This is a genomic window from Longispora sp. NPDC051575, from assembly GCF_040681875.1.
In the GTDB taxonomy this organism is placed as follows: Bacteria; Actinomycetota; Actinomycetes; order Mycobacteriales; family Micromonosporaceae; genus Longispora.
The window spans coordinates 633,979-660,603 of sequence record NZ_JBFAZP010000004.1; the positions used below are offsets into that span (position 1 = coordinate 633,979).

General features: G+C 71.7%; 19 protein-coding genes. 8 read left to right on the top strand and 11 right to left on the bottom strand.

Annotated elements, in window-relative coordinates; genetic code table 11:
• Positions 1-150 precede the first annotated feature (150 nt).
• From AB0M43_RS13765 to AB0M43_RS13775, 3 genes are read right to left on the bottom strand one after another with little or no spacing between them, the layout of a single operon-like run.
• On the bottom strand, positions 151-1,395 hold the full coding sequence (locus AB0M43_RS13765; RefSeq protein WP_363724334.1) for an ATP-grasp domain-containing protein: 1,245 nt from the start codon (positions 1,393-1,395) through the stop codon (positions 151-153).
• Positions 1,395-2,651 (bottom strand): MFS transporter, encoded by a 1,257-nt coding sequence (locus tag AB0M43_RS13770; protein ID WP_363724336.1) that lies wholly within the window; start codon positions 2,649-2,651, stop codon positions 1,395-1,397. Before AB0M43_RS13770 ends, AB0M43_RS13765 begins: the two co-directional genes overlap by 1 nt.
• 2 nt (positions 2,652-2,653) lie before the next feature.
• Entirely contained in the window at positions 2,654-4,651 is a 1,998-nt protein-coding gene (locus AB0M43_RS13775) for a PEP/pyruvate-binding domain-containing protein (protein ID WP_363724338.1), read from the bottom strand.
• Positions 4,652-4,884: 233 nt separating this feature from the next.
• Between AB0M43_RS13775 and AB0M43_RS13780 the strand changes: the two genes are divergently transcribed.
• A complete protein-coding gene (locus tag AB0M43_RS13780) occupies positions 4,885-5,460 on the top strand; it encodes a hypothetical protein (protein ID WP_363724339.1) in 576 nt (191 codons plus the stop codon).
• A gap of 150 nt (positions 5,461-5,610) precedes the next feature.
• On the opposite strand, the gene AB0M43_RS13785 is transcribed toward AB0M43_RS13780, so the two are convergent.
• Positions 5,611-7,356: an ABC transporter ATP-binding protein gene (locus tag AB0M43_RS13785; RefSeq protein ID WP_363724341.1), complete on the bottom strand. Its 1,746-nt coding sequence runs from the start codon at positions 7,354-7,356 to the stop codon at positions 5,611-5,613.
• Between the two features lie 289 nt (positions 7,357-7,645).
• Here AB0M43_RS13785 and AB0M43_RS13790 point away from each other — a divergent pair, with 289 nt between their 5' ends.
• Positions 7,646-8,485: a chitosanase gene (locus tag AB0M43_RS13790; RefSeq protein WP_363724343.1), complete on the top strand. Its 840-nt coding sequence runs from the start codon at positions 7,646-7,648 to the stop codon at positions 8,483-8,485.
• Positions 8,486-8,635: 150 nt separating this feature from the next.
• Here the strand turns inward: AB0M43_RS13790 and AB0M43_RS13795 are convergent, their stop codons facing one another.
• Together AB0M43_RS13795 and AB0M43_RS13800 are read right to left on the bottom strand one after the other, a co-directional pair.
• A complete protein-coding gene (locus AB0M43_RS13795) occupies positions 8,636-10,009 on the bottom strand; it encodes an MFS transporter (RefSeq protein WP_363724345.1) in 1,374 nt (457 codons plus the stop codon).
• Between the two features lie 92 nt (positions 10,010-10,101).
• A complete protein-coding gene (locus tag AB0M43_RS13800) occupies positions 10,102-13,008 on the bottom strand; it encodes a YbhB/YbcL family Raf kinase inhibitor-like protein (protein ID WP_363724347.1) in 2,907 nt (968 codons plus the stop codon).
• A gap of 248 nt (positions 13,009-13,256) precedes the next feature.
• On the opposite strand from AB0M43_RS13800, the gene AB0M43_RS13805 reads away from it, so the two are divergent.
• Positions 13,257-15,281 carry a hypothetical protein gene (locus AB0M43_RS13805; protein WP_363724349.1) on the top strand — a complete coding sequence of 675 codons (2,025 nt, stop codon included), beginning with the start codon at positions 13,257-13,259 and terminating at the stop codon, positions 15,279-15,281.
• Positions 15,281-15,817 (top strand): hypothetical protein, encoded by a 537-nt coding sequence (locus tag AB0M43_RS13810; RefSeq protein ID WP_363724351.1) that lies wholly within the window; start codon positions 15,281-15,283, stop codon positions 15,815-15,817. The genes AB0M43_RS13805 and AB0M43_RS13810 overlap by 1 nt, the downstream gene beginning before the upstream one ends.
• A 54-nt stretch (positions 15,818-15,871) precedes the next feature.
• Here the strand turns inward: AB0M43_RS13810 and AB0M43_RS13815 are convergent, their stop codons facing one another.
• Positions 15,872-16,633, bottom strand: coding sequence for an IclR family transcriptional regulator (locus AB0M43_RS13815; protein ID WP_363724352.1), 762 nt, complete (start codon positions 16,631-16,633; stop codon positions 15,872-15,874).
• Positions 16,634-16,747: 114 nt separating this feature from the next.
• On the opposite strand from AB0M43_RS13815, the gene AB0M43_RS13820 reads away from it, so the two are divergent.
• The 3 genes from AB0M43_RS13820 to AB0M43_RS13830 all read left to right on the top strand — a co-directional run bounded on the left by AB0M43_RS13820 (position 16,748) and on the right by AB0M43_RS13830 (position 20,204).
• The gene (locus AB0M43_RS13820; RefSeq protein ID WP_363724353.1) at positions 16,748-17,659 is read left to right on the top strand and encodes a 5-dehydro-4-deoxyglucarate dehydratase; all 912 of its coding nucleotides are present in this window, start codon (positions 16,748-16,750) and stop codon (positions 17,657-17,659) included.
• A complete protein-coding gene (locus tag AB0M43_RS13825) occupies positions 17,659-18,915 on the top strand; it encodes a glucarate dehydratase family protein (RefSeq protein WP_363724355.1) in 1,257 nt (418 codons plus the stop codon). The genes AB0M43_RS13820 and AB0M43_RS13825 overlap by 1 nt, the downstream gene beginning before the upstream one ends.
• An 89-nt stretch (positions 18,916-19,004) precedes the next feature.
• Positions 19,005-20,204 carry a hypothetical protein gene (locus AB0M43_RS13830; protein ID WP_363724357.1) on the top strand — a complete coding sequence of 400 codons (1,200 nt, stop codon included), beginning with the start codon at positions 19,005-19,007 and terminating at the stop codon, positions 20,202-20,204.
• A 148-nt stretch (positions 20,205-20,352) separates the two neighbouring features.
• Here AB0M43_RS13830 and AB0M43_RS13835 read toward each other — a convergent pair whose 3' ends face one another.
• The 3 genes from AB0M43_RS13835 to AB0M43_RS13845 form a co-directional block, all read right to left on the bottom strand.
• The gene (locus AB0M43_RS13835) at positions 20,353-21,762 is read right to left on the bottom strand and encodes a BNR-4 repeat-containing protein (protein ID WP_363724359.1); all 1,410 of its coding nucleotides are present in this window, start codon (positions 21,760-21,762) and stop codon (positions 20,353-20,355) included.
• Positions 21,763-21,773: 11 nt separating this feature from the next.
• Entirely contained in the window at positions 21,774-22,640 is an 867-nt protein-coding gene (locus AB0M43_RS13840; protein ID WP_363724361.1) for a carbohydrate ABC transporter permease, read from the bottom strand.
• Positions 22,641-22,737: 97 nt separating this feature from the next.
• The gene (locus AB0M43_RS13845; protein WP_363724363.1) at positions 22,738-23,643 is read right to left on the bottom strand and encodes a sugar ABC transporter permease; all 906 of its coding nucleotides are present in this window, start codon (positions 23,641-23,643) and stop codon (positions 22,738-22,740) included.
• Positions 23,644-23,765: 122 nt separating this feature from the next.
• Between AB0M43_RS13845 and AB0M43_RS13850 the strand changes: the two genes are divergently transcribed.
• Positions 23,766-25,019: a transposase gene (locus tag AB0M43_RS13850; RefSeq protein ID WP_363724365.1), complete on the top strand. Its 1,254-nt coding sequence runs from the start codon at positions 23,766-23,768 to the stop codon at positions 25,017-25,019.
• Positions 25,020-25,058: 39 nt separating this feature from the next.
• On the opposite strand, the gene AB0M43_RS13855 is transcribed toward AB0M43_RS13850, so the two are convergent.
• Complete coding sequence (locus AB0M43_RS13855; RefSeq protein ID WP_363724367.1) at positions 25,059-26,273, bottom strand: sugar ABC transporter substrate-binding protein; 1,215 nt, start codon at positions 26,271-26,273, stop codon at positions 25,059-25,061.
• Positions 26,274-26,625 lie beyond the last annotated feature (352 nt).

Sequence of the window (26,625 nt, forward strand, 5' to 3'; positions counted from 1 at the left end):
CTTCGGTGCTGAGGGGCACGCACACCGACGACAAAGCCCCGGGGCACATGCCCCGGGGCTGGTCGTTCGCGTGGGTTACCGCGCGTCGGTCCGTCGCCAGGGAGGTCCTGGCGTCGTCGTCGACTGCATGGCGCGGATCATCGTTCGAGGTTAGCCCCGCCTCCGGCCGGCCGCAACCAGGTTCACCCGGACGTCGCGGGCGGCGGTCAGGGCCGCGTTGTACGCCACGGCCGGCGCGTCGGCCACCGTCCGGATCTGGCAGAGCGAGCCCCGGTAGTCGGTGGCCGGCGCGACCCGGTCGCCGGGGCCGGCGTTCCACACCACGTCCACCACGAACGGGTTGGCGGCCACCACCCCGGGCTCGACCAGGGATTCCACGGTGCCGGCGGCCTGGGGGTAGACGGTGACGACGCTCGCGTACCGGCCGGTGTGCTCCGGCACGGGCACCGGCTGGCCGAGCGCGGCCCGGCAGAGCAGTTCCCAGCTGGACACGGTCAGGCAGTCGGTCATCATCGGGGCGAGCAGCCCGCCGCCGAGCCGCGCGTTGATCTCCACGAGCACCGGCCCGTCGGCGGTCAGGATGAACTCGGAGTGCAGGAACCCGGTGAGCCCGAAGTGCCGGACGCAGGCCTCGACGGCGCGTTCCATCTCGGCGCGGGCGGCGGGCGGGGCCAGGACCGGGAAGGTGTAGGACACCTCGCAGAAGTGCGGGCGCGGGCCGAGCTGGCGGTCGGTGACGCCCAGGTGCACGCAGCGCTGGTCGGTGACGACGGTCTCGACGCTGAGCAGCGGGCCGGTGACGAACTCCTCGGCCATCAGCTCCCCGTCGAGGTACCGGCCGCCGGTGGCCAGCGCGTGGTGGTGCGCGCGGACCTCCTCGGCGGTCCGGCACAGCAGCACGTCGAGGCTGCCGGCGCCCTTGACGTTCTTCAGCACCACGGGCCCGACCCGCTCGAACAGGGCGACGGCCTCCTCGGCGTCGGCGGCCGGGGCCCAGCGCGGCGAGCGGATGCCCAGTTCGGTGTAGACGTGCCGGGCGGCGCGCTTGTCCCGGAACGTCGCGACCGCCTCGACCGACGGGAAGGGCGCGCCGAGCGCCTCGGCGAGGGTCGCCGCGAACGGCAGGTTGCGGTCCCCGACGCACACGACGCCGATTGTCGAGTCCCCGGAGCGGGCCCAGTCGAGCAGCCCGGGGTCGAGCTCGTCGCCGTCGGTGTCTTTCGCGTTGAATACTCTGTCCCGGCTGACCAACAGCTCAAGGAGGCTGCCGTCGGGCACGTCCCGGTAGACGGACGGGTCGCTGGTGACCAGGGCCGGGTCGAGGCCGGCGTCCTCGGCCCACCGCAGGCAGGACAGGCCGGTGCCGGCGATCCCGGCCTCCACGAAAATCAACATCACAATCCTCCTTGGGTACGGCGGCGCGCCAGGACGGACGGGGGCACTCGGCGCGCGAGCGCGAACAAGGGCACCAGGATCGCCATCAGCAGCCCGGCACCGAGTGCCGCGTGGCCGAGGAAGGCGTCGAGCCGGCCGTGGGCCAGGTACGCGCCGAGGGCGAGCGCGACGAGGGCGCACACCCCGCGGTCGAGGATGGACTCGGCGGACAGCAGGGTCGCCCGGTACCGCGAGTCCGTGATCGCCTCGTTGAGCAGCTTGCGCTGGATCGGGTACGACAGCCCCGAGGCCAGGGAGAACACGCACAGACAGGCCACGACCAGAGCCACCCCGACGGGTACGACGAGCGCGAGCGCGCCGGCCATCACCGCCGTCAGGGCGAACACGGCGCGCAGGTCGCCGAGGACCTTGCGGACCCGGTGGCTGCGGGCCGCGCCGAGCACCTCGAAGACGGTCATCGCGGACATCACCAGGCCGTGCCAGGCCAGCGGGACGTGTTTGGACTCCAGGATGGGCTGGAACAGGTTGACCTGGCCGATCCGGGCCAGGGTGAAGATGGCCACGCCCTGGAGCATGATCAGGACGAGCACGCGGGAGGTGCGCAGCTGGGTGAACGCGCCGGTCAGGGTGGCGCCCAGGGAGACCTTCTCGTCGGGCGGGGCGTCCTCGTGCACGGGTGGCGGGAGTTTCGGCAGGCCGAGGACCAGGGCCAGCGCGACGGCGGCGTTGAGCGCGGTGAGCCAGTACACCGAGGTCATGTGCCAGGTGAGGAGCAGGCCCGCCACCGGCCAGACCGCGATCTTGCCCACCAGGCTGTACGCCCGGCTCCGCCCCTCGGTCCTCTGGTAGTCCTCCCCGCGCCCGGCCCGGTGCAGGTACTCGAACAGGTACGCGCTCGCCGCCCCCGACACCAGGGACCGGGCCAGGGCCACGAGCAGCCAGTGCGCGAGGAACCCGGCGTAGGACGGCTCGGCGATCGGCAGCAGGTTCGCGGCGAGCAGCACACCCGCCCCGGCGCCGAGGCTCCACCGGTAGTCGAACCGGTCCGCCAACAGCCCGGTCGGGATCTCGAACAGGCAGAACACGAGGTAGTAGACGCTCTGGATGCCGAGGATCTCCTCGTTGCTCAGCCCGACCAGGCGCTGGTAGGAGTAGAAGACCGGCACCCAGACGAGCAGGCCGAAGAAGAACTGGAAACCGTAGGTGAGGCCCACGACCCGGCGGACGGCGGGCGCGGGCGCGAGGGTCGCCGTCACGGTCAGCTCGCGTAGGGCCGGAGCTGGACGACGGCCACCCGGTCCCCGTCGCTGACCCACTCGATGTCCACGGGCTCGGCGAACGTGTAGTCCGGCGAGAAGTGCGCCTGGAGCAGCCGGCCGGCCACCGCCAGTCGGCCGAGCAGGTCGCGGTCGGCCCCGCCCAGGTCACGGTCGGCGTCGCCGAGGGACAGGGTCCGCCCGCCGCCCTCGACCGTGTTGAACAGGTACTGCATCGGAGCGGCCGTCCCCGACACGATGTCCCCGACGGACTTCTCCGACAGGTTCACGTACACGTTGCGAAAGTCCGCGCGCCGTAACGGGTTGGTGGTGACCAGCACCCCGCCCATCGAGGCGGCCACCTCCTCCTGGATCACGACCCCCATGTACGCGTCGTCCAGGGAGATGCCGGCCTGCTGGCGGAGCCGCACGCTGCGCGGGGACAGCAGCGACGCCCACACGTCGGTGACGCTGCGGACCACCTGGTCGGCGGTGGTGACCTGGTTGACGGACTCGTAGATCCCGGCGGCGGAGAAGCCGGCCAGGTCCTCGGCGTTGGACGAGCTGCGGACCACGAAGCTGCCGACCCCGCCCAGGTGCCCGACGATCGCCCCGTCGATCCGGCGGCGCATCGGCTCCGGCATCCGGGTGGCCCGGATCGCGCGCTGCAGCTCCAGGGCCAGCGCGTCGACCTCGTGCGCGTCGAGTTCCAGGGCCATCTTGAGCTTGCCGATGGTCTGCTGGATCCGGGGCGAGGACTCCAGGAACTCCCGTTGCAGGGAGAACGGCAGGGCGATGCCGCGCGGCACGTACAGGGTGTCGTTGAGGAGGCGGTGCGCGGCCGGGAGCAGGTCGGGGGCGCCGAGCAGCTTCTCCAGGTACGGCAGCAGGTTGTCCCGGGGCGGCCGGGGCACCTGGTAGAAGCCGAGCAACCGGTCGGACCGGTGCGCGAGCAGGTGCTGGAGCTCGCCGAGGTTGGCGGCCTTGGTGCCGTACCGGTACCGGTCGGAGGTCCGCAGCTCCGCGAGGGACACGATCGGGTTGGACAGCACCTCCGGGCTCTCCATCAGCACCCGCTGGGCCACCCACGCCGGCCGGCGGTCGACCTCGGCCGGGGCGTCGACCACGGTCAGGCCGATCTGCTCCGCGTCGGGCGTGACCTCGTAGCGGACCCACTTCCCGTCGAGGCCCTCGTCGGCGATCCGGTCGAGCACGTCGAGCTGGATCGCGTTCGGGATCTGCCAGCCGGCCGCGAGCACGTTGGTGTGCGACAGGGGCGTGGTGTGCCGGGCGTTGATGATGCCGGCGAGCCGGGGGATGTCGTCGGGCACCCGTTCCATGGCGATGATGTCGTACCACTCCAGGGGCTCGGCGCGGTCGTAGTCGCGGGCGTCGCGGAAGGCGCGCAGCCGGCCCTCGGCGACCCCCGGTTGCAGGGCGACGAACGGGGCGTCGGAGAAGAGTTCGTGCGCGGAGATCCGGGGCACCTCGGCGGCGGGGATCTCCGCGAGGTACTGCTCCTGCAGGTGGGTCGCCGGCTTGAACAGCAGCGGCAGCGCGGGGTCGACGTGCTCGCGGACGAACCGGTGGAACCAGCGGAGCATCTCCGCCGTCATCGTGTCCACCTCGACGGTCTCCAGGGAGAAGAACCGCTTCTCGGTACCCGTCTCGGCGTCGACCCGGGTGTGCAGGGCGAGCAGGCCGAGGTACAGGTCGCGGTCCGGGTCGTGGTAGAAGCGCTGGTTGAACGCGTCCACGTTGGCCTCGAGCTCGTCGCGCCCGATGTGCAGGATCTCCTCGGCGATGTAGTAGGCGTGGAAGCCGTAGGCCTCCTGGGACAGGAAGTGGATCCGCCCGGCGGGTCGGTCCACGACCAGTTTGACGAACGAGTGCCCGGACAACCTTCCGGCCAGCTGGTCGAACGCCTCGAGGGTCAGCCGCTCCCCCACGACCGCCCTCACCGCCGCGTCCGTCTCCTCTGTCGCCGTCCTGTCCACCATGGAGTCCTCTCTCGCTCGCCCGTTTCCCAACCCAGCGGAGTTTGGTGCACACCGGGGGTAATGGTCAATTGATACCCATCTGTAGGGGGCGTCACACGCGACAGACTTGCCCAGATTGGTCCTTTTTAGAGGGTACAAATTTCGGTGCTTTTGTGTTTTCCGGGGGCATTCATGTTCGACGCCCGGTGTGACCGGTCTTATACCGCCGATGTGTGATCGGTCATGATGGATGCATGATCCGATTCCCCTCCCGTCTCGCGACCGTCCTGGTCGCGGCGGCGGCTCTCCTCGCCCCCGCGCTCCCGGCCCACGCGGCCGCCGGGCCCGCGCCCCTCCGGACCCGTTGCGCGGTCGTCTACTTCGACCTCGGCGACGTGCTCGTCGACTCCTCCGACCCGACCCACTTCCGCTACGAGGAGGGCGCGCTCCGGCACCTGCGCACGCTGCGCCTGCTCGGGGTGCCACTGGGGCTGATCAGCAACATCCCGCCGTCCTGGGGCGCCGACGACGCCGCGCGGATCGACGCGCTGAAGGCGTACATCGCCGCGACGTGGACCGAGCCGGAGCCGTTCGTCTGGTCGTACTTCGAGGGCCGGATCCTGCTGCCCCGCACCGACGCCGAGCGCAAGCCCGCCCCGGCCCTGTTCACCCGGGCGCTCGGCCAGACGGGCGGCTGCTCGGCCGTGTTCGAGGGCGACTCGGCGGCGGAGGTGACGGTGGCGACGTCACTGGGCTTCCGGGGCTACCTGACGGGCCAGCCCGACCAGCCGTTCTACCTGCCGGTGTGGCGGGTCGTCACGGGCCTCTGACCGGCGTCGACATGCGCCCGGGCGGCCGGTGGGCCGCTCGGGCGCGATCTTGCCGGCTCGGGGTCCACCCGGCACGGCAGGCCCGGCTTCGTGGCGCGCCCGGCTTCGTGGCGCGCCCGGCGCGATCCGGCCGGTGTCCCGTGGCGCGGGTCAGTCGACGGCGACCAGGAACTGGTGGGCGGCCAGCTCGCGGTACAGCGGGCTGGTCTCCAGCAGCTCCGTGTGCCGCCCGACCGCCACCACCTTGCCGTGTTCGAGGACCACGATCTGGTCGGAGTCGACCACCGTGGACAGCCGGTGCGCCACCACGATCAGGGTCCGGTTCTCGGCGACGGCCGCGATGGCCTGGCGCAGCGCGGCCTCGTTGCGGGCGTCGAGGTTGCTGGTCGGCTCGTCCAGCAGCAGGATCGGCGGGGCCGACAGCAGGGTACGCGCGATGGCGAGCCGCTGGCGCTCCCCGCCGGACAGCAGCACCCCGCCCTCGCCGACCTGGGCGTCCAGGCCGAGCGGGGTGCGGTCGATCAGGTCGGTCAGGTTCACGGCGGCCAGCACGTCGGCCATCTGCGCCTCGGTGGCCGTGGGCGAGGCGAGCAGCAGGTTGTCGCGCAGGGTGCCGGCGAGGACCGGGGCCTCCTGTTCCACGTACCCCAGGTGGGAGCGCAGTTCGTCGCGGGGCTGGGCGCGCACGTCGCGGCCGGCGACCCGCAGCTCGCCCTGGTCGAGTTCGTAGAAGCGCTCGACGAGGGACAGCAGCGTGGACTTGCCGGCGCCGGACGGGCCGACGAGCGCGGTGCGGGTCCCGTACGGCACGGTGAAGGTGATGTCGCGCAGCACCGGGTCGCCGTTCTCGTAGGAGAAGCCGACCTGGTCGAACTCGACGGCCGGGCCGCCCACCGCCGGGGCCGTCGTGGCGAGGTCGTGGTCGGTCTCCGCCGGCAGGGTGAGGATCTCCTCGATCCGTTCGAGCGCGCCGAGCCCCGCCTGGAGCTGCGTGTACGCCTGCAGGGCTCCGCCGAGCGGCATGACCAGGAAGAACAGGAACAGGATGAAGGCCACCAGGTCGCCGACCGTGATGTGTCCACTGGCGACCCGGGCGCCGCCGACCCCCAGTACCAGGAGGAAGGAGCCCTGGATCGCGGTCACGACCGTGGGCCGGATGAAGGCCTGGAGCCGGGCGATCCGCAGGCCCGCGTCGTAGGCGTCCTGGGCGCTGGCGGAGACCACGTCGGTCTCGCGGGCCTCGGCCCGGCTGGCCCGGATGGTCCGGGCGGCGGAGATGGCGCGCTCGACGGCGGAGGTCATCTCCCCGACCCGGGTCTGCGCCTCCAGCGACGCGCGCCGGACCTTGCCCGCGAAGCCGATCCCGGCGGCCAGGCCGGCCGCGAGCCCGACCAGGGTGACGGCGAACAGCAGCGGGTCGAGCACGATCATCGCGGTGGCCGCGCCGACCACCATCACCGCGCCGGAGACGATCTCGAACAGCCCGGAGGTGACCACGGCCCGCAGCAGGGTGGTGTCCGCGCCGACCCGGGAGAGCAGGTCGCCGACCCGGCGCCGGTCGTACTCCACGATGGGGAGGCGGAGCAGGTGGCCGGTGAGCCGACGGCGCGAGGACAGGACGAGGCCCTCGGCGGTGCGCTGGAGCAGGTACTCCCGGATGCTGTCGATCACCGAGGCGCCGACCAGCAGGGCCACCAGGATCAGGACGAACCGCCCGTAGGACTCGCGGGCGCCGATCGCGTTCAGCAGCTCGCGGGTGACCAGGGGCTGGACGAGGGTGCCGGCGGCCGCGACCAGGGACAGCACCGCCACGACGGACAGCGTGCCCCGGTAGGCGCGCAGGTAGGGCAGGAGAGTCCGCAGACCCACCTTGCGCGTGGGCTTCGACGTGGACATGCGGCCTCCCCCGGTATCGGCCCTCCGAGGGTATCCGGATCGGGGGCGCGGGCCGTCCGTCGTGAGGAGTAGTCGGGCGCCCTCCCTGTGGAGTAGTCCGGCCGGCGCGGAGGACGACCCGGGAGTAGTCCGGCCACAGGGGACCCGGGCGCACCCTGTGCCAATCGGAAAGTACAAGTGCCGGAAAGTGCCCGGTGGGCCAGCTTTGCCCGACCCCGTTGACACGGACGACCTTGGAGGTTAGGAAGGTTAGGTAACCTTCCTAACCTTCCCCCCTCAGGAGGTACCCATGCGGTTGTCCCAACGGCTCGTCAGCGTGGCGGCGGCGGTGACCCTGATCGCGGGCGCTCCCCTCGTCCTGTCGAGCACCGCGTCCGCGCACCTGTCCACGCCGGCGGCCTCGGCCAACGCCGCGCACGTGGACCTGAACGACCCGCACAAGAAGGACATCGCCATGCAGCTGGTGTCCAGCGCGGAGAACTCCTCGCTGGACTGGAAGTCGCAGTACAAGTACATCGAGGACATCGACGACGGCCGGGGCTACACGGCCGGCATCATCGGGTTCTGTTCCGGGACCGGGGACATGCTCGACCTCGTGGAGCTGTACGCCCAGCGCAAGCCGGGCAACGTGCTCGCCAAGTACCTGCCGGCGCTGCGCAAGGTCAACGGCACCGACTCGCACACCGGGCTCGGGTCCGCCTTCGAGAAGGACTGGGCGACGGCCGCCAAGGACTCGGCGTTCAAGAAGGCCCAGGACGACGAGCGCGACCGGGTGTACTTCAACCCGGCCGTCCAGCAGGCCAAGGCCGACGGCCTGTGGGCCCTAGGCCAGTTCGCCTACTACGACACGATCGTGATGCACGGCAACGGCACCGACCGGGACAGCTTCGGCTCGATCCGCAAGAACGCCCTGAAGAAGGCCAAGCCGCCGTCGCAGGGCGGGGACCAGGTGACCTACCTCAACGCGTTCCTCGACGCGCGCAAGGTCGCGATGAAGCACGAGGACGCGCACTCCGACACCAGCCGGGTCGACACCGCCCAGCGGGTGTTCCTCAAGGCCGGCAACCTGGACCTGAACCCGCCGCTGAGCTGGAAGGTCTACGGCGACCCGTTCCGCATCGACAGCTGATTCCACCCCTCCGCGCACGCCGGCCAGGTCGCCCCCCGACCCGGCCGGCGTGCCCGCGTCAGCCCCCGCCGAGCCCCCCGGCCTGCGGGGTGGCCGCGACCGTGTCGTATTCGGCCCGATCCGTGCACCCGGGCCGCCGGGTGGACGGCCTCACGGGGCGGGCTCCGGGCGGACCAGGCCCGGCCCGGTGGTGAGCAGCGTGACGGCGAGCACCGCGAGCCCGTACCCCACGATCAGCCACCAGGGGAACGCGTCGGATCCGGCCCCGGACGCCAGCGCGGACGCCGCCAGGGCCCCGGCGACCGCCACCCCGAGGGACTGGCCGACCTGCCGGCTGGTGGACGCGATCGCGGCGGCCACCCCGGCCTGGGCGCGCGGCATGCCCGACACCGCGGTCTGGGTGATCGGCGGGTTGACGACCGCGAAGCCGAACCCGAAGACGGCGTAGGCCGCGATCAGCCAGCCCAGCGGGGTCGCGACGGTCACCGGCAGCATCATCAGCCCGCTGACCGCGAAGGCGGCGCCCGCGACGAGCAGCGGCAGGCGTGGCCCCCGGTGGCCGACGAGCCGGCCGGTCAGCGGGCCGAAGACCAGGACCATCACGGCCATCGGCAGTACCGCGAGCCCGGCGTGCGCGGCGGACAGCCCCCGGACGTCCTGGAGGTACAGGGTGTTGAGGAACAGGAACCCGCCGAGCGCCGCGAACGAGCTGACCGCGATCAGGGTGGCGCCGGAGAACGGCGCGCTGCGGAAGAACCGGAGTTCCAGCAGCGGGTCGACCCGGCGCGGTTCGTAGTACAGCAGGGCGGCCAGGGCCGCGACGGCCAGGGTGCCGAGGCCGAGGATCGGCGGGGAGCCCCAGCCGGCCGTCGGGCCCTCGATGATCGCGAACGTCACCGAACCGAGCAGGGTGATCACCAGGGCCTGGCCGACCAGGTCGGGCCGGCGGGGCCGGGGCGCGCGGGACTCGGGGACGAACACCGCGGTGAGCACGACCGCCGCGAGGCCGACCGGGATGTTGATCCAGAAGATGGCCCGCCAGCCGACGGTACCGACGAGCAGGCCGCCGACCACGGGGCCGAGCGCCATGCTGATCCCGACCACCCCGGACCACACGCCGATCGCGCGGGCGCGTTCCCGGGGCTCGGTGAACGTGTTCGTGATGATGGACATGGCGACCGGGTTGAGCATCGAGCCGCCGACCGCCTGCACGATCCGGGCCGCGACCAGCCAGCCGAGGCCGGGCGCGAGGCCGCACAGGAACGAGCCGCCGGTGAAGAGGACCAGACCGACCTGGAAGGTACGCCGCCGGCCGAGCCGGTCCGCCGTCGAGCCGGACAGGATCAGCAGGCTGGCCAGCACCACGGTGTACGCGTCGATGGTCCACTGCAGGTCCGCGACCGTGGCGTCGAACTCGCGCCGGATGGACGGCAGCGCGACGTTGACGATGGTGTTGTCCAGGCCGACGATCAGCAGGCTCATGCAGCAGACCGCCAGGATCGGCCCCCGCCGCCGGTCGGACAACGCGCCTCCCCGGCGTGGTGCCGGCCGGGCTGGGGAGACCAGCCCGGCCGGGTGGTGCCGCACGGCCCCGAGGAGGCCGCGTCGGGTCGCGGCTAGGTGTGCGCCGCCGAGTTCCCCGCCAGCTTAGTGCTGGCCAGGTCGTGGGCGAGGATCGCCGTCTCCACCGCCGCGACACTCGACGAGGAGGTCACGCCGGGCAGCGTGGCGACGTCGAGGGCGTAGAGCGTGAACTCGTATTTATGGGTACTGCTGCCGGGGCAGGGGCCGAAGAACTGGAGGGCCTTGTTCCCGGTACTCATCCCCTTCTGTTTCGCCGGTGACTGGCCGGGCACGTCGTAGCCGAGGCCGAGCCCCTCGGGCAGCGAGCTCTTCGTCGGCGCGAGGTCCCAGATCACCCAGTGTTTGCCGCTGTTGGCCGTGTCGACGAAGGTGATCGCGTAGCTCTTCGCCCCGGCGCCCGCCCCCCACGCCAACGGTGGCGAGATGTCGTTGCCGGCCACCCCGTCCTGCTGACACGTGTACTTCACCGGGATGTTCCCGTTGTTGGCGTACGCGGTGCTGGTCAGCGCGAACGGCGCCGTCCCGCCCGCGAACGACAGCCGGACGATGGAGTTGTCCAGCACGGTCGGCGTGCCGCCGTTCTTGTCGTTGTTCGTGGAGGTCAGCCACAGCCCGCCGTCGGGCGTCCTGACGACCGTGCGCACCCGGCCCCACCGGCCGTTGAAGAACGCGCGCGGGGTGTCCGTGGTGTTCCCGGTGATCTTCATGACCCACAGCCGCCCGCCCCGGACGGCCGCCATGTAGATCCAGTCGTTGACGATCTCCAGGCCGCTGGGCGAGGCCGAGGCCACGTCCCACTGCCGGACCGGGTTCACGTACGCGGTGTTGGAGCACGAGCCCTCGCAGTTGGGCCAGCCGTAGTTCTTGCCGGACTGGATCAGGTTCAGCTCGTCCCAGGTGCCGTCGCCGAACTCCGAGGCCCACAGCCGGCCCATGGAGTCCCAGGCCAGGCCCTGCGGGTTGCGATGCCCGTAGCTGTACACCCGGGTGCCGAACGGGTTGCCCGGCGCGGGCGCCCCGGTGGTGGTCACCCGGAGGATCTTGCCGTTGAGGGAGTTGAGGTTCTGGGCCCGCTGGCCGTCCTGCGCGTCGCCGACCGTGATGTACAGGTACCCGTCGGGGCCGAACTTGAGCCGGCCGCCATTGTGGAACTTGGACTTGGAGATCCCGGTGACCAGCGGTTCCCGGGCCCCGATCGCCCCGTTCTCGTACGTGAACCGGGCGACCCGGTTGTCGGAGGCGGAGGTGTAGTACACGTAGACGTAGTGGTCCGTGGCGAACGTCGGCGACACGGCCAGCCCGAGCAGCCCGCCCTCGCCGACGGTGGTGACCGCCTCGGTGACCTTGCCGACGACCGTCTTCTGCCCGGCGAGGGTCACCCGGACGATCTCGAACCGGTCGCGCTCGGCGACCAGCGCCGACCCGTCGGGCAAGAAGCCGATCCCCCACGGCAGGTCGAGCTTCGTGACGTCCTTGTCGTAGACGGGGTCCCCGCCGCCGGCCGCGCCCGTGGTCTTCACCGACAGGCCCGCGCTGCGCGCCGAGACGTTGTTGTTGGCGTCGAACGCCTCCACCGCGAACGAGTACGTGGTGTTGGCGGTCAGCCCGTCGGCCGTGGCCGTCAGGTCGGGCACCGTGGCGAACTTCGTGCCGTCGCGGTAGACGTTGTACCCGGTGACGCCGACGTTGTCCGTGGAGGGGTTCCAGGCCAGGGTGGCGCTCGTGGAGCCGACGTTGGTGGAGCGCAGCCCGGTCGGGGTGGTCGGCGGCTGCGGGTCGTCGCTCGGCGGGGTGGTGATGTCGACGTTGTTGCTGCCGACCGAGCCGTTCCCGGCCCCGTCGCGCGCCTGCACGCTCAGCACGTACCGCGTGTTGGGGGTCAGGTTCTTCAGGATCACCGAGGTGATGTTGCCGCCGACGGTCTGCATGACGTTGCCGCCGTTGTAGACCTCGTACATCGCCACGCCGACGTTGTCGGTGGCCGCGTTCCAGGCGAGTTCCACCTGGGTCGGCTGGACCTCGCCCACGACGCGGGCGTTGCCCGGGGCGGTCGGGGGCTGGGTGTCGCTCGGCGCGGCGACGCTGATCCGGTCCAGGTTCGGCCCGCCGACGGCGCTGGTCGCGGTGGCCCGGATCGTGTTGGCGCCCGCGACGAGGGTGGCGCTGACCGTCTTCTCGGCCCAGGTGTCCCAGTTCGTGGTGGAGGGGAAGGACACCGCCGGGGCGACGACCGTGCCGTTCACGGCGACGTCCAGCGGTCGGTCCACCGTGGTGCCGTTGGAGTAGCGCAGCCTGACGGCGTACGTGCCTGCGGTCGCCGAGTTCACCGTGAACTCCACGTGGCCGCCGACCACGTTGTCGTAGTTGACGAAGCCGGTACCCGTGTAGCCGGTGTGGTTGGCCTCGACCACGCCCAGCGAGATGGCGGCGTTCTCGGCCTGGTAGTCGGTGGCCGGCGTGGCGGCGACGTCCACGTCGAGGTAGTCCAGGTTGGGACCGCCCGTCGCGGTGGTGCCGGTGAGCCGGATCTTGTTGGTACCGGCGACGACCGGCGCCGTGATGGTCCGCGTCTCCCAGGTGTCCCAGTTCGCGGTGGCCGGGAACGACGCGCCCGCCGCGACCACGGTGCCGTTCACCGCGATGTCGGCGGGCCGGTCGGCGGCGGTCCCGTTGGCGTACCGGACGCCGAGGGTGGCCGTGCCCGCCGACGGGGCGGAGACCGTGAACTCGACGTAGCTGCCGGCCACGTTGGTGGAGTCGGCGAAGCCGGTACCGGAGTAGCCGGTGTGGTTGGTGGCCACCACGCCCTGGGCGATCGCGGCGTTCTCGGCCTCGTAGCGGGTGGCAGCGGCGGCGGCGCTACCGGCGGGGAGTATGGCCGCGACCAGCAGCGCCGAGCCGAACGTGGGCAGGAGACGCAGAAGGGGTCTGGACTTCACGACGCACCTCACATTAGATAGATAACCTTCCTTACCTGGAGTGCGCCGCGATCAGACCACCGGGGAGGGAACCGTGTCAACGGCACACTCCGCCCAGCGGGACGGCGTTTCGCCGCAGGTCACGGGCGAGGGCGGCGGAGCGGCTCGGGGACGTCGGCGGACCGCCCCCGGGGACGGTCCGATGTCTGGCTCCTCCCCGACTGACGGAATACCTTGACACTTCTCCGACGGAACTGGTTACGTGGCTCATGGGCTACAGGGCACAGTCCGCACGTGCTGTCTATGAGTACCTGTTCAGCGTCGACCCTCGGCCCACCGGCCTGACCGACCGGTTCAACTGGAGCATCCTGGTCGTCAACGACTACTCGTCGACCAGTAGCCGTCTGCTGCGGCTCCATGCCCAGGAGCTGTGCGCGCGCACGGCCGACCGGGTCAGATTCGCCTTCTTCACGGGTACCTCGCGGCCACGCGCCGAACCAGCTCCGGCCCCTGACCGCTCCATGGCCACAAGGCTCCGCCGTCTACTGCGGCCCAACTCGTTCGCCGAGGCCGGTCAAGACAGGCTCGACTTCGAGGACCTCGACTGGCGGGAACTGCGGCCGGTGGTCCTGCGGCCCCTGCGCGGGCCCCACGAGATCGCGGTGGCGATCGACGACCACGACGACATCCACACGTCGGCAACTCCGGCGGCCGAGGAGGCCGCGCTGTTCGCCCAGAGACTCGGCATCGGCCGCCACCTTCCCTGCCTGGTCATGTTCACCGACGTCGGAGAACGGCGCGTGCACGTGCTTCCCCTCGCCCACCGGCATCCGAACGAGGTACGAGTGCGCCTGCTGCACTGGATCGACACGTACTACGAACGCAACCGGGCCGCGCTGGAACGGTGGAGTTCCGTCGAGGACGACGTGCTGCGTCTCGTCCGGGAGGCACGCACCTCCCTGAACGCGGTACGGAGCTGGCCGGACCGGCGCCGCTCGGACCTGCGCTGGTTGGCGTGCGTCTCCGGGTTGGCGCAGGACCTCCACGCCACCCACGGCGACCTCCCGCGCATCCTCGGAGACCACACCGCCCCCGTGGCTCTTCGCGAGGTGGTCGGGGCATTCCGCACCGCGATGGTCGACTGTGACCGGCAGGAGGAACTGGGGCGCAGGTACGCGGAACTGGCCCGGCTGGCGCTCGCGGCCCCAGACAGGCACGATCTGCGGTCCGTGCTGACGCGGGACATCCGCTCCCTTCCTCCGGACGCGCGGGACCTCCTGCGGAACGCGGCCACGAAGGTCGCTCCCCTACCGCCGCCGGCCACGCTTCCGGGCGAGCTGATGAGCTGGTGGCGGCACACCGCCCTGCCCACGGTGTCGCGGCGACAGTTCCGCGCGTGGTGCGCCGAACTGCTTCCCCACCTGCCTGACGTCGTGGGCGCGCCGCGCGAGTGGCGGGACAACTACGCGACGTTCCGCGGCGCGCTGGGCGCCGTGCGGCTCACGGCCACGGACGAGGACGCGAGCGCCGGGATCGTGGCCGCCCTCGCCACCTGCCAGCCCGCTGAGGTCTGGCGCGACAGCGCCGCACTGCTCGGCCCGGTGATCACCGAGGCGCTGCGCCACCTGCGCCTCTCGGCCCCCGGATGGCTCGCCCACTGCGCGCCGCAGCTGACGTACGGCGGGGCCCTGCCCATCGGCTCCCGGGACGACACGGCCACGATGCGGCAGTTCATCGACGCGTCAGCCACCCTGTCCACCATGACATGGGTACGGGACACGACAGTCCAGGGGGAGATCGTCGAGCAGGTCAGGCGCATGGTGGTCCAGGACCTGCTCGGGCTGGCGCGCGTCGCCGACACGGTGCCCGCCGTCCGGGCCGATGCCCTCATCCGGGCGAAGGCGGACCTGGGCAGGGTCCACACCGAGCTCGCCACCCAACTGGACCGCGCGGTCGACGAAGGACCGCCCAGCGTCACGGACCCGAGGGCACTGACCGCTCTCGCCGCCGCGCTCGACGACTACGAGGCGGCGGTGGCCGCCATCTGGTACCCGCACATGTACGACCCGGAGGTGATCGAGGTGCGCACCCCCAGGAGTCCCCTCCAGGCCTCCGGCGCCACACGGCACGCCGTTCCCGACGCCGCACACCGGCTACGGGGTGCGCTCACCGACGTGGTGACGTCCTCCGCCGAGGTGGAGGTGCTCCGGGAGGGCGCGCTGTTGACCGCCAACGAACTGCGGGCCGTGCTCCGGGCCGGCCGCGGCGCGCCCCCGCACGGGACGGCGGTCTGATGCCGGTATGGCTCGCCACAACGTTGCCCGTCGTCACCCTCGTCCTGGGGGCGGTGCTCAGTCACCTCGCCGAGCGCAGCCGCGACGCCCGGCAGCGGTCCGCCGCCCGGGCCGTCCGCGAGGCCGACCGGGAACAGGAGCGGCTCCGCCGGCGGGAGTCCTTCGAACTGGAGCACCTGACCGACCTGCACGTGGCCCTCACGGCGCTGCTCCGGGCCACCAGCCGCATCCACCACGCCAACGCGCTCGCCCTCCGGCAGGCCGGCGCCTACGCCGGTGATCTGCTGCCCGAGGACATCTCCGACGAGCAGTTCGAGGCCCACCGGAAGATCGTCGCCCTCAAGGAACTCGCGCTCGACCGCCGGATCCGCGACCTCGTCGACGAGGCCCACCTCCAGGCCACCGCCGTCGCGGCGCTGGTCGGCGGAACGGTGGACGCGGGGGCACGCCTGGTGCGGTTGACCGGCGACGCCGTCGTCGAGGCCCAGACCGCGATCGCGCTCCGGATCCGGGAGATCTACGTCGACGGCGGTTGACCGAGGTTCCGATGCTGGCGCGCGCCTTCGCGTACCCGCGAAAGGGGCATCGGTTTAGCGCACGCCCTCCTTGCGCAGCTTCGCCCCGAGCGCGCGGGTGTGCCGCACGACGGCCTCGATGACCTTGTCCACCTCGGGCTGCGGCAGGTCCGCCGGCATCGAGCAGCTGATCGCGTCGCTGGCCGGGATGCGGTAGTCCACGGTGCAGGCCACGCAGGCCACCCCGGGGGTGCCCTGTTCCCGCTCGAAGGCCCAGCCCCGGCTCCGGACCGCGTCGAGCTCCGCGACCAGGGTCGGCACGTCGGTGATGCTCTCGTCGGTGAACGCGGGCAGCGGGCCGCCGAGCATCGCGACCACCTCGTCGTCGGTGAGCCCGGCGAGCAGCGCCTGGCCGAGGGCGGTGAGGTGCGCGGGCAGCCGGCGGCCGACCCGGGAGATGACCCGGACCGCCTCGCGGGACTCGCGGCTGGCCAGGTAGAGCACGTGGCCCTCGTCGCGCCGGGCGAAGTGCACGGTGTGCCCGACCTCGGCGCGCAGGTCCTCCAGGGCCTCCAGGGCGAACGACAGCGCCGGGTCCTTGTCCAGGTAGGCGGTGCCGGTGAGCAGGGCGTGCGGGCCGATCCCGTAGGCCGAGCGGGTCTCGTCCGCCTCGATCCACTTCAGCTCGGCGAGGGTGCGGATCAGCGCGTGCAGGCTGCTGCGCGGGTACCCGACGAGTTTCTGCAACTCCGACAGCGTCAGGCGCTCGGGGGAGGCCGCCAGCGCCTCCAGGATCCGGACCGTCCGCTCGGCGGACTTGACCAACGAGGACTCCATCGTCCACCCCATCTACGCGCGTGTATTGACCGCCACTATAGCGAACGATAACTTCATCTCACATGGTGTGCAGCATGCTGGCTGCCGTCCACATATATGAACCGGAGTTCCGCGATGCTTCCAGACGGACTGCTGTCGTTCCCGCTGACCCCGTTCACCGCCGACGACCGGCTCGACCTCGCGGCCTACCGCGAGCATCTCGACCAGCAGCTCGCCGGGGGTCCGGGGGCGCTGTTCGTCGCCTGCGGGACCGGCGAGTTCGGGGCGCTGTCCCCGGGCGAGTACCGGGAGGTGGTCGGCGCGGCGGTGGCGACCGTCGCCGGCCGGGTGCCCGTGTACGCCGGGGCGGGCGGCGGCCCCGCGCTCGCCCGGGAGTTCGCGGTGGCCGCCGCCGAGTCCGGGGCCGACGGCCTGCTGCTGCTCCCGCCCTACCTGGTCACGAGCCCGCCGACCGGTTACCTGCGCCACGTCGAGCACGTCGCGAAGGGCACGGACCTCCCCCTGATCGTGTACCAGCGGGCCAACGCCCGGCTGTCCCCCGCGACGGCCGTCGCCCTGCTCGACCTGCCCACCGTCGTCGGCATCAAGGACGGGATCGGCGACGTCGACGCCTTCCTGCGGATCGTCACCGCCGTGCGGGCCAGCGGGCACCCGCGCGCCGACGCGTTCGGCTTCCTCAACGGGCTGCCGACGGCGGAACTGTCCGCCCAGGCGTACCGGGCGATCGGGGTGCCCAGCTACTCGTCGGCCGCGTACTGCTTCGCGCCCCGGATCGCGCTCGCCTTCCACGCGGCGGTGCACGCCGACGACACCGCCACCACCCAGCGGCTGATAGCTGAGTTCTACGGCCCGTTCGCCGAACTGCGCGACGAGGTGCCGGGGTACGCCGTGTCCCTCGTCAAGGCCGGGGCCAGACTGGGGGGACTCGACCTCGGCGGGGTCCGCCCGCCCCTGCTGGACCCGACGGACGCGCACCTCGCGCGGCTGGCGGAGATCCTCGACAACGGACACAAGGCGGTCTCGTGATGCGCGTCGACAGTGTGCTCGTCACCCCGGTGGCGTTCCCCGACCCGCCGCTGCTCAACGCGGCCGGCGTGCACCAGCCCTGGGCGCTGCGCGCGGTCGTCGAGGTCCGGACCGACACCGGGCTGACCGGCCTCGGCGAGACGTACGGCGACGCCGCGCACCTCGACCTGCTCGACCGGGTCGCGCCGACCCTGACCGGGCTCGACCCGTTCGACCTCAACGACCTCGACCGCCGGGTCGCCGCCGTCACCAAGGGCGCCGACCGCCCCGACCTGCACGGCCTGACCGGCGGCTCCAGCGGGGAGAAGACCAGGGCCCGGGTGTTCGCCGCCTTCGAGGTCGCCTGCTGGGACCTCCAGGGCCGCGCCGTGGGCCGGCCGGTGCACGCGCTGCTCGGCGGCAAGGTCCGCGACGCGGTGCCGTACAGCGCGTACCTGTTCTACAAGTGGGCCGGGCACCCCGGAGCCGGGCCCGACCAGTGGGGCGCGGCCCTGGATCCCGAGGGCATCGTCGAGCAGGCCCGGCGCATGATCGACGAGTACGGCTTCGGGTCCATCAAGCTCAAGGGCGGCGTCTTCCCGCCCGACGAGGAGATCGCGGCCGTCCGCGCGCTGCACGCCGCGTTCCCCGGGCTGCCGCTGCGGCTGGACCCCAACGCCGCGTGGACCCCGGCGACCGCGATCCGGGTGGCAAAGGAGACCGAGGGGCTGCTGCAGTACCTGGAGGACCCGACGCCCGGGATCGCCGGCATGGCCGAGGTCGCCGCCGCCGCGTCGATGCCGCTGGCCACGAACATGTGCGTCGTGGCCGTCGAACACCTCGAACCGGCCGTCCGGCAGCGCGCCGTCGGCGTGGTCCTCGCCGACCACCACTTCTGGGGCGGGCTGCGCGGCTCCCGGAACCTGGTCGCCGTGTGCGACGCGTTCGGGCTCGGGCTGTCCATGCACTCCAACTCCCACCTGGGCATCTCCCTGGCCGCGATGACGCACCTGGCGGCGGCCACCCCGACCCTGACCTACGCCTGCGACACGCACACCCCCTGGCAGGGCGGCGTGGACGTGGTGGCCGAACCGCTGCCGTTCGTGGCCGGGGCCGTGGTGGTGTCCGACTCCCCCGGCCTCGGCGTCGAACTCGACCGGGCGGCACTCGCGCGGATGCACGCCGACTACCTGGCCTGCGGGATCCGGTCCCGGGACGACCTGGGCTACATGCGGAGCATCGATCCGGGGTACGAGAACCGGCGGCCCCGGTGGTGACGGGGAGCGGCGGCCGGCCCTCGGCCGTGGGCGGCGAACGACGCGGGCCGGGGCTTCCCGCCGTGCGCGACGGCGGAAGGGACCCTGTCGTGGCCGGGCACGCCTACCCCTGGGACGTGCTCGGCGACCCCGCGTTCCCGGAACGCGCCGCCGGCCTCGGGGTGCGCTCGGTGACCCTGGCGGCGGCGTACCACTCGTGCCGGGCCGCCACGCCCCTGCACCCCGCCCGGCAGGTCGTCGACGCCACGTACGCGGCCCTGTACCGGCCCGTGCGGCCCGAGGCGTGGACCGGGCGCCTGGTGCCCCGCACGCCCGACTGGATGGCCGAGCGGGACCCCTTCGGGGAGGCCGCGGGGATCCTGCGCGCCGCCGGGCTGCCCGTGACCGCCTGGGTGGTGCTCACCCACAACACCCGGCTCGGCACCGCCCACCCGGACCTGGCCGTCGTCAACTGCTTCGGCGAGCGCTACCCCTACGCGCTGTGCCCGCAGTGGGCCGAGGTGCGCGGGTACGCGGCGACCCTCGCGGCGGAGGCCTGCCGGGACGTACCCCTCGACGGGGTGTCGCTCGAAGCCTGTGGGCAGCTCGGCATCACGCACCTGTCGCACCACGAGAAGACCGACGGGGCCTGGTCGCCGGCGAGCGCGCGGCTGCTGTCGGTGTGCTGCTGCCCGGCGTGCCGGCGGGCCTGGCGGGACCGGGGCCTCGACGACCACCGGCTGGTCGCCGACCTGCGGGCCGTGGTGCGCGCGCTGTCCGGGTCCACCGGGATCGACGCGCCCGTCGCGGACCTGATCGGGGCGGAGGAGGCCTCGGGGGTACTGGCGACCCGGCACGCGGCCGCGGGCGCGCTCCGGGAGGAGGTCCTGGCGGGGTTGCCGGGCATCGCGGTGACCCTGCACGCGTCGCCGGACCCGTGGGCGACCGGCCCGTCCCCGGGCCTGCCACTGCCGTCGGGAGCCCCGGTCCCGCCGGGTGCCGCCGCCGACCCGGGGCTCGTGTCCCTGCCCGGGGTGGCCGGGGTGCTGGTGCCCGCGTGGCCCGTGGCGGCGGCGACCGCCGCCGGGGTGGGCGCGATGCGGGGGGCGGTCGGGCCCTCGATGGCTGTCGGCGCCTACGCGACCGTGCTGGCACCGACCACTGTGGACGACGTGCCCGCGCACGCCCGGCGGCTGCGGGCGGCCGGCGCCGACGGCCTGCACCTGTACCACCTGGGTCTGGCCCCCTCGGACCGGCACAAGGGCTTCACCCGCGCGATCGAGGCCTTCGAGGCCGACCCCGCGAACTAGACCGACCGGAACGCTGCCGCCGCGCGGACCCGCGGCGGCAGCTTCGCGCACCGGGGCACGCGGCAGAACCACGGCACGGCGGTGGGCGGGCGGGACCCCTCAGCCCCGGCCCGCCCTGTCCTCGCCCGCGCGGGCGGCGGGGGCGCGGCTACAGGCCCGCCGTGTGGATGTCCCCGTCCGCGACCGTCACCTCGCGGGCGCTGGAGGCCCCCGTCGCCACGATCCGGACCGGGTCCCGGAAGCCGGCCACCAGGTCGATCCGCTGGATCTCCCGGGGTGTGCGGATGGTGGTCTCCGCCGTCCACGTCCGCCCCGAGGTCAGCAGGAAGGTGTGGATGTCGGGCTGGCCGAACCGGGTGCCGTACACCCGCCAGGTGTTCGGGCCGATCCGCTCCATCTCGCGGGTCCGCACGCCGGTGGCCACCTCGCGGGTCGACCAGGCGCTGCCGGTCCACACGGACGCCATCACGTGCGAAACGGCCGCGTCGTCGTAGGTGAACCAGACGACGAACGGCTTCCCGTCGTCGAGCCAGCCGGTGAGCTGGATGTAGTCGGGGGACTTCATCCCGGCCGGGCGGACCAGGGCCGTCGTCGCGACCAGGCAGGGGCCGTCCTGGTCGGGATCGCCGATCTGGGTACCGAGGTCCCTGCCGGCCGCGCTGCGGAACCGCAACGTGCCCGGATCGAACGTCGCGTGGTGGATGTCCTTGTGGTAGTAGTCGTGCACGTTCTGGGTGGGGCCGCCGCCGGCCTTCGTCCACACCAGGTGCACCCGGTCGCGGGCCGGATCGTGGCGGAGCTGGCCGACGTACTCCTCGTTGAGGTGGTCCGCGCGGGTCGTCGAGCCGATCGCGTACGGGTGCCCGGTGAGCTGCACGGAGGACTTCCAGGTCCGGCCGTGGTCGGTGGAGCGCACGTACAGCATGGGCCGGGTGTCGGTCGGGGCCGACGGGTCGACCTCCTGGCTGGTCTCGCGGTAGAAGACGAACAGGTGGCCGCACGGGGTGCGGAACGGCATCGGGTAGCTGGCGGCGGGGGCGATGTCCGCCACGGTCCACGTGCCTGCGGCCGAGTGCGGGCGGGGCGAGCGGGCCACGACGAGGGCCTGGTTGTGCATGCCGACGAAGAGCAGCAGGTGGCCGTCGGCGGCGAGGACGAGCGTCGGGTAGTTGTGCGAGTCGCCGCCGCCGTCGAGGACCTTCTGCTTCGCCGACCAGACGCGGGTGGCGTGGTCGTAGGACTGGACGTAGCTGTCCTCGTTGAGGCCGCCCCAGGAGATGAAGGTGGTGTCGACCGCCGGGTCGTGGACGGCGCCGGCGACGGGGCGGCGGTCGGTGCGGGCGGCCACCCGGGTGGCGGTGGTCATCAGGGTGAAGGCGGGCGCGGCGGCGGCACCAGAGGCCGCACCGGGTCCGGGCGCTCCGGCACCGATCGGGGGCCCGGCGGCACCCGACCCGCTGGCTCCCGGTTCCGCCGACGCCGCCCCGCCCGTCAACGCCGCCCCCAGCACTCCCCCGGTGACGACCCCGGCCGCCCGCAACACTTCTCGTCTGTCCATTGAAGACACTCCTAACCTTTGATCGCGCCGCTGGTCAGCCCCCGCATGAACTGGCGCTGGAACGCGAGGAACGCCAACACGGAGGGCAGCAGGGCCAGCAGCGCGGCGGCGAGCAGGACGCCGATCCCGACCTCCTCGTCGGAGCGCAGGGTGCGCAACGCGATCGGCAGCGTGTACTGACCGGGCTCGGTGGCCACGATCAGCGGCAACAGGTACTGGTCCCAGATCATCGTGAAGCCGAACACGCCGATCACGCCGAGCGCGGGCCGGCACATCGGCAGGATGATGGAGAAGAAGGTGCGCAGTTCGCCGGCCCCGTCGATCCGGGCCGCCTCCTCCAGTTCGATCGGGACGTCCTTCATGAACTCCGTCATCACCAGGATCGAGAAGCCCCACGCGCCGACGGGCAGGATCATGCCGGCGTAGGTACCGATCAGATTGGTGTGGAAGGGTGGGATGTCGGCGAGGACCACCGACAGCGGGACGATGATCACCTCCTCGGGGAGCATCATGGTCGCGAGGACGACGATCAGCACGACCGCCATGCCGCGGAACTTCTTCCGGGCCAGCGAGTAGGCCGCGAACACGCTGACCAGCATCTGGAGCAGCAGGCCGAAGCCGACCACGACGAAGGAGTTGAGCAGGTAGAGGTAGACGTTCTTGCGGCCGGCCTCGACGAAGTTGTCCAGGGTGAAGCCGTTGGGGATCAGGGAGAAGCCGGTCGGGTCGATCACCCGGCTGAACGCGCCGACCAGCAACGCGACGAGCGGGCCGGCGAAGACCACGACCATCATGGTGTACAGCAGGAGCTTGGCCGCCCAGGCTCCCGGGCCGCGCCGGGACTCCAACCCGAGCGCGCTGTCGAAACGGTCACTCATGACAGCACCCCTTCGCGCGTCGCGCACACGGGCCGGCCGGTCGCGGCGTCGCGCACGGTCTGGGACGTCGCCTCCGGGGCGGGGCGCACATGGACGGTCATCGGGAGTCCTTCCGGCGGAACAGTCGCACGCCCACGGTCAGCACCAGGGTCGCCGCGAACAGCACGATCGAGCCGGCCGCCGCGACGCCGAGCTCGCCGCGTTGCAGGCCCAGCTTGTAGATCAGGGTCATCAGGACCTCGCTGGATCCGTTGGGCGCGCCGTTGGTGAGCGTGAACACCTCGGTGAACACCCGCAGGCCCCGGATCGCGGCGAGCGTGAACAGGATGCCGAACACGGGGCGCAGCGCGGGGACGGTGATGTGCCGGAGGCGGCGCCAGGGGGTGGCCCCGTCGACGGCGGCGGCCTCGTACAGGCTGCGGTCCACGCCGGCCAGCCCGGCCAGGATGATCATCATGTCGTACGGGGCGCCGCGCCAGATCCCCATCGCCATGATGGACACCAGCGAACTGTTCTCGCTGGCCAGATAGGGTTGCGGCGCGATGCCCACCCAGCCGGCGATCGTGTTCATCAGGCCGGAGTCGCCGGGGTAGTACATGATCCGCCAGACCTCCGCGACGGCGGCCATGGTGGTGACGACGGGCAGGAACGCGGCGGTGCGCACCAGCCACAGGTGCCGGGCCTTGCCCTCGACGAGCAGGGCGAGCACGAACCCGATCACGAGCGAGCCGACCGTGGTACCGGCGGCCAGGGCCACGGTGTGCCACAGGGCGCTGGTGAACGCCCGGTCGGACAGGATCGTGCTGTAGTTGTCGACGCCGACGTAGCGGTCGCCGAGGTAGGTGCGGACCTCGTAGAAACTCATCCGCAGGCCCTGGGCCATGGGGATGAACTTGAAGTACAGGAACAGCACCAGGGCCGGCGTGAGGAACAGCCAGGCGACGAGGGTGCCGCGCCGCCGGCTGGAGTGCCGGCGGCGCGACGAGGGTTGTGCCACGGTCATCCGGGTTCCTTCTGGACGCCCTGCCGACAGGCCGGGAAGGGAAAGTAGGTCGCGGATCCGCCTGGGGCGGAGTTTGTGTCGTACCCGGTGGATATCGTCCACCAGGTGGATTCGAGGGCGCGATGTTGATTGGACGTAGGTACCGGTTGGCGCCCACGCCCGCGCAGGCCGAGTCCCTTGAGCGTTGGGCCGGCACCTGCCGGTCTGTGTGGAACACGGGTCTGCACCAGCGCCGGGAATACCGCCGCCGTGGCGGGTGGATGAACTACGTGGAACAGGCCAGGCAGATGGCCGAAGCCAAGGTGGAGTTCCCGTGGCTGTCGGAGGCCCCGTCGGATGTGTTGCAGCAGACGTTGATGGACCTGGACCGGTCGTGCCGGGACCAGGGGACGTGGTCGGTTTGGTGGCGGGGTAGGTCCCGATGGACGCCGTCGATGCGTTTTCCCGTCCGCCCCCGTTCCTTGCTCGTCCAACGACTCGGACGCAAGGTCGGTCAGGTGAAGCTGCCGAAACTCGGATGGGTCCGATTCCGCTGGTCTCGTCCCCCGGGTGGCGTGGTTCGCTCGGCCACCGTGTCTTACTCTGCGGGGCGTTGGTGGGTCTCCCTGCTCGTTGAAGATGGACAGGCGACCCCCGAGCGGCATGCTCGCTCGGAGAAAGCGGTCGGTATTGACAGGGGCGTGAAGGTCGCGGTCGCCACGTCCAACGGCATGCTCGCCGACCGCAAGTTCGTCCGGGCCGGCGAGGAACGCCGGATGCTGACATTGCAACGCCGCGCCGCTCGACAGGAGCGCCACCGCCGCTCCCATGCCGCAAAGACATCGAACCGGGCCAGGGCCACCCGGCAGCGACTCTCCCGCGTGTGGGCGAAGATCCGCAATCGGCGAGCCGACTTCGCCCATCAGGTGACACACGAGCTGTGCCGGGACAATGCGCTGCTCGGAATCGAGAAGCTCCCGGTCAAGAACCTCACGTCCTCGGCGTCCGGCACCGTCGAGAAGCCTGGTCGGACCGTCAAACAGAAGGCTGGCCTGAACCGGGCGATCCTTGACAAGGGCTGGCATGCCTTCGAGTTGGCCCTGCACAACCAGGCACGCAAGACCGGCACGACGATCGTGAAGGTCAATCCGGCGTACACGTCGCAGACCTGTTACGTCTGCGGGCACATCGCCCGGGACAACCGCGAGAGCCAAGCGGTGTTCCGGTGCGTCGCCTGCGGACACCAGGACCATGCCGACGTGAACGCGGCACGCAACATACTCGCCCGAGCACTGCGGGCGACCGGGCGGGACGGACCACGCCCCCCGGCTATCAACGGGCGCATCAGTCACCAGGGACCTCCTCTCGTGCCGCGCCAACCACTGCCCGAGCCGTAAGGCCCGGCGGACTCTCTGCCGTCAAAAGCGGAGCGGATGTCAAGACGCGAGGGCGTTCTGCTTCTTCAGCTCTTCGGTGAGCTTGGCGGCGAGGGCGTCCATCGCGGGTTGCACGCCGGCGGAACAGTTGGCGTACACGGCGTTCATGGCGTCGGCCGTGATCTGGCGGAACGGGGCCCAGTTCGGCACGGGCGGGGTGTAGACCGCCGCCTGGTACGCCTCCTGGAACACCTTCCACCGGGGGTCCTGGCGCACGGCACCGAGGTCGACCTTCGTGTTCACGGGCAGCCGGACGATGGCCCCGGGGTCGTCCTTGTTCATGCCGACCTGCTGGCCCTCGACGGAGGTGACGAACTCGGCGAACTTCTGCTGGCCGCTCTGGTTCTTCGAGCCGGCCATCTGGTACACGTTCTCGCCCTCGCCGAGGGTGCCGGGGCCGCCGGCCGGCCCGTTCGGTACCGGGATGACCTCGATCTTGTCGGTGCCCATGTTCTTCACGAACCGGGCGAGCACGTACGGCCCGACCAGGTAGATCCCGCCCTGGCCCTTCTCGAACGCCTCGTGGGTGACCGTGGTGTCGTTGTTCACGGCCCCCGGGTTGACGCTCTTCGTGACGCAGAACTGGTCGCGCAGCCAGCTGACCGCCTGCACGGACTTCGCCGAGTTCACGGCCGGCTTCCACTGGCCGGCGCCGGACGGGGCGAGGAAGTCGCCGCCGTTGGCCCAGAGCAGGGAGGAGGTGTACCAGGACGCGTACCCCCGCTTGGTGGTGGCGGGGATGACGAACCCGGCGGTGTCCTTCTTCCCGTTGCCGTCCGGGTCGCCCTCGGTGAACGCCGAGCCGAGTTTCGCCAGGTCGTCCCAGCTGGACGGCGCGGGCAGGCCGACCTTGGCCCGCCAGTCCTTGCGGACGACCAGGGCGAAGGACTGCGCGGAGAACGGCGCGGCGTAGTACCTGCCGTCGGAGGCCTGGGCCGCCTTCCACGCCCGGTCGGAGAGCTGGTCGGCCCCCGCGAACTTCTTCTTGTCCACCTCGCGCAGCCAGCCCTGGGACTGCATGGTGCCGAGCTGCGCGGTGTCGTTGATGACGATGTCGGGCAGCGCCTTCTGCGCGGCCTGTTGCTGGAGCTTGGTCTCGAAGTCGTCGAACAGCGCGACGACCTTGACCTTGATGCCGCTGGACTTCGTGAAAGCGTCGGCGAGCCGCTGGGCGGTCTTCGCCGAGTCGGAGTCGGGTGCCTGGCGGATCCACATCTCGATCGGTGCCTTCGAATCCTGATCTGTCGCGGTGGGCTTCGGTGAGGAACAACCCGCCACCAACGCGATAGCCAGTGTCCCGACCACCGCCGCCCCGAGCCGACGCCGTGACATCTGACCGCCTCCTGTTCACATACTTGGACAGGTGTCGCCCTTATGGCAACGATTCAGCTGACCGTAGCGAGTGGCATGCACCACAGTCAATGGCGGCCGACCCGCTTCTGGACAGCGAACCCGACGCCGCGCCGGAGGGAGACTTCTTTCCGCCTGACAGATCGGAGTAATCAGGAGCCTTCCTCGGCGACGGGGGCCTGATTAGCGTGTGCACCACCAATACATCCGATCACTT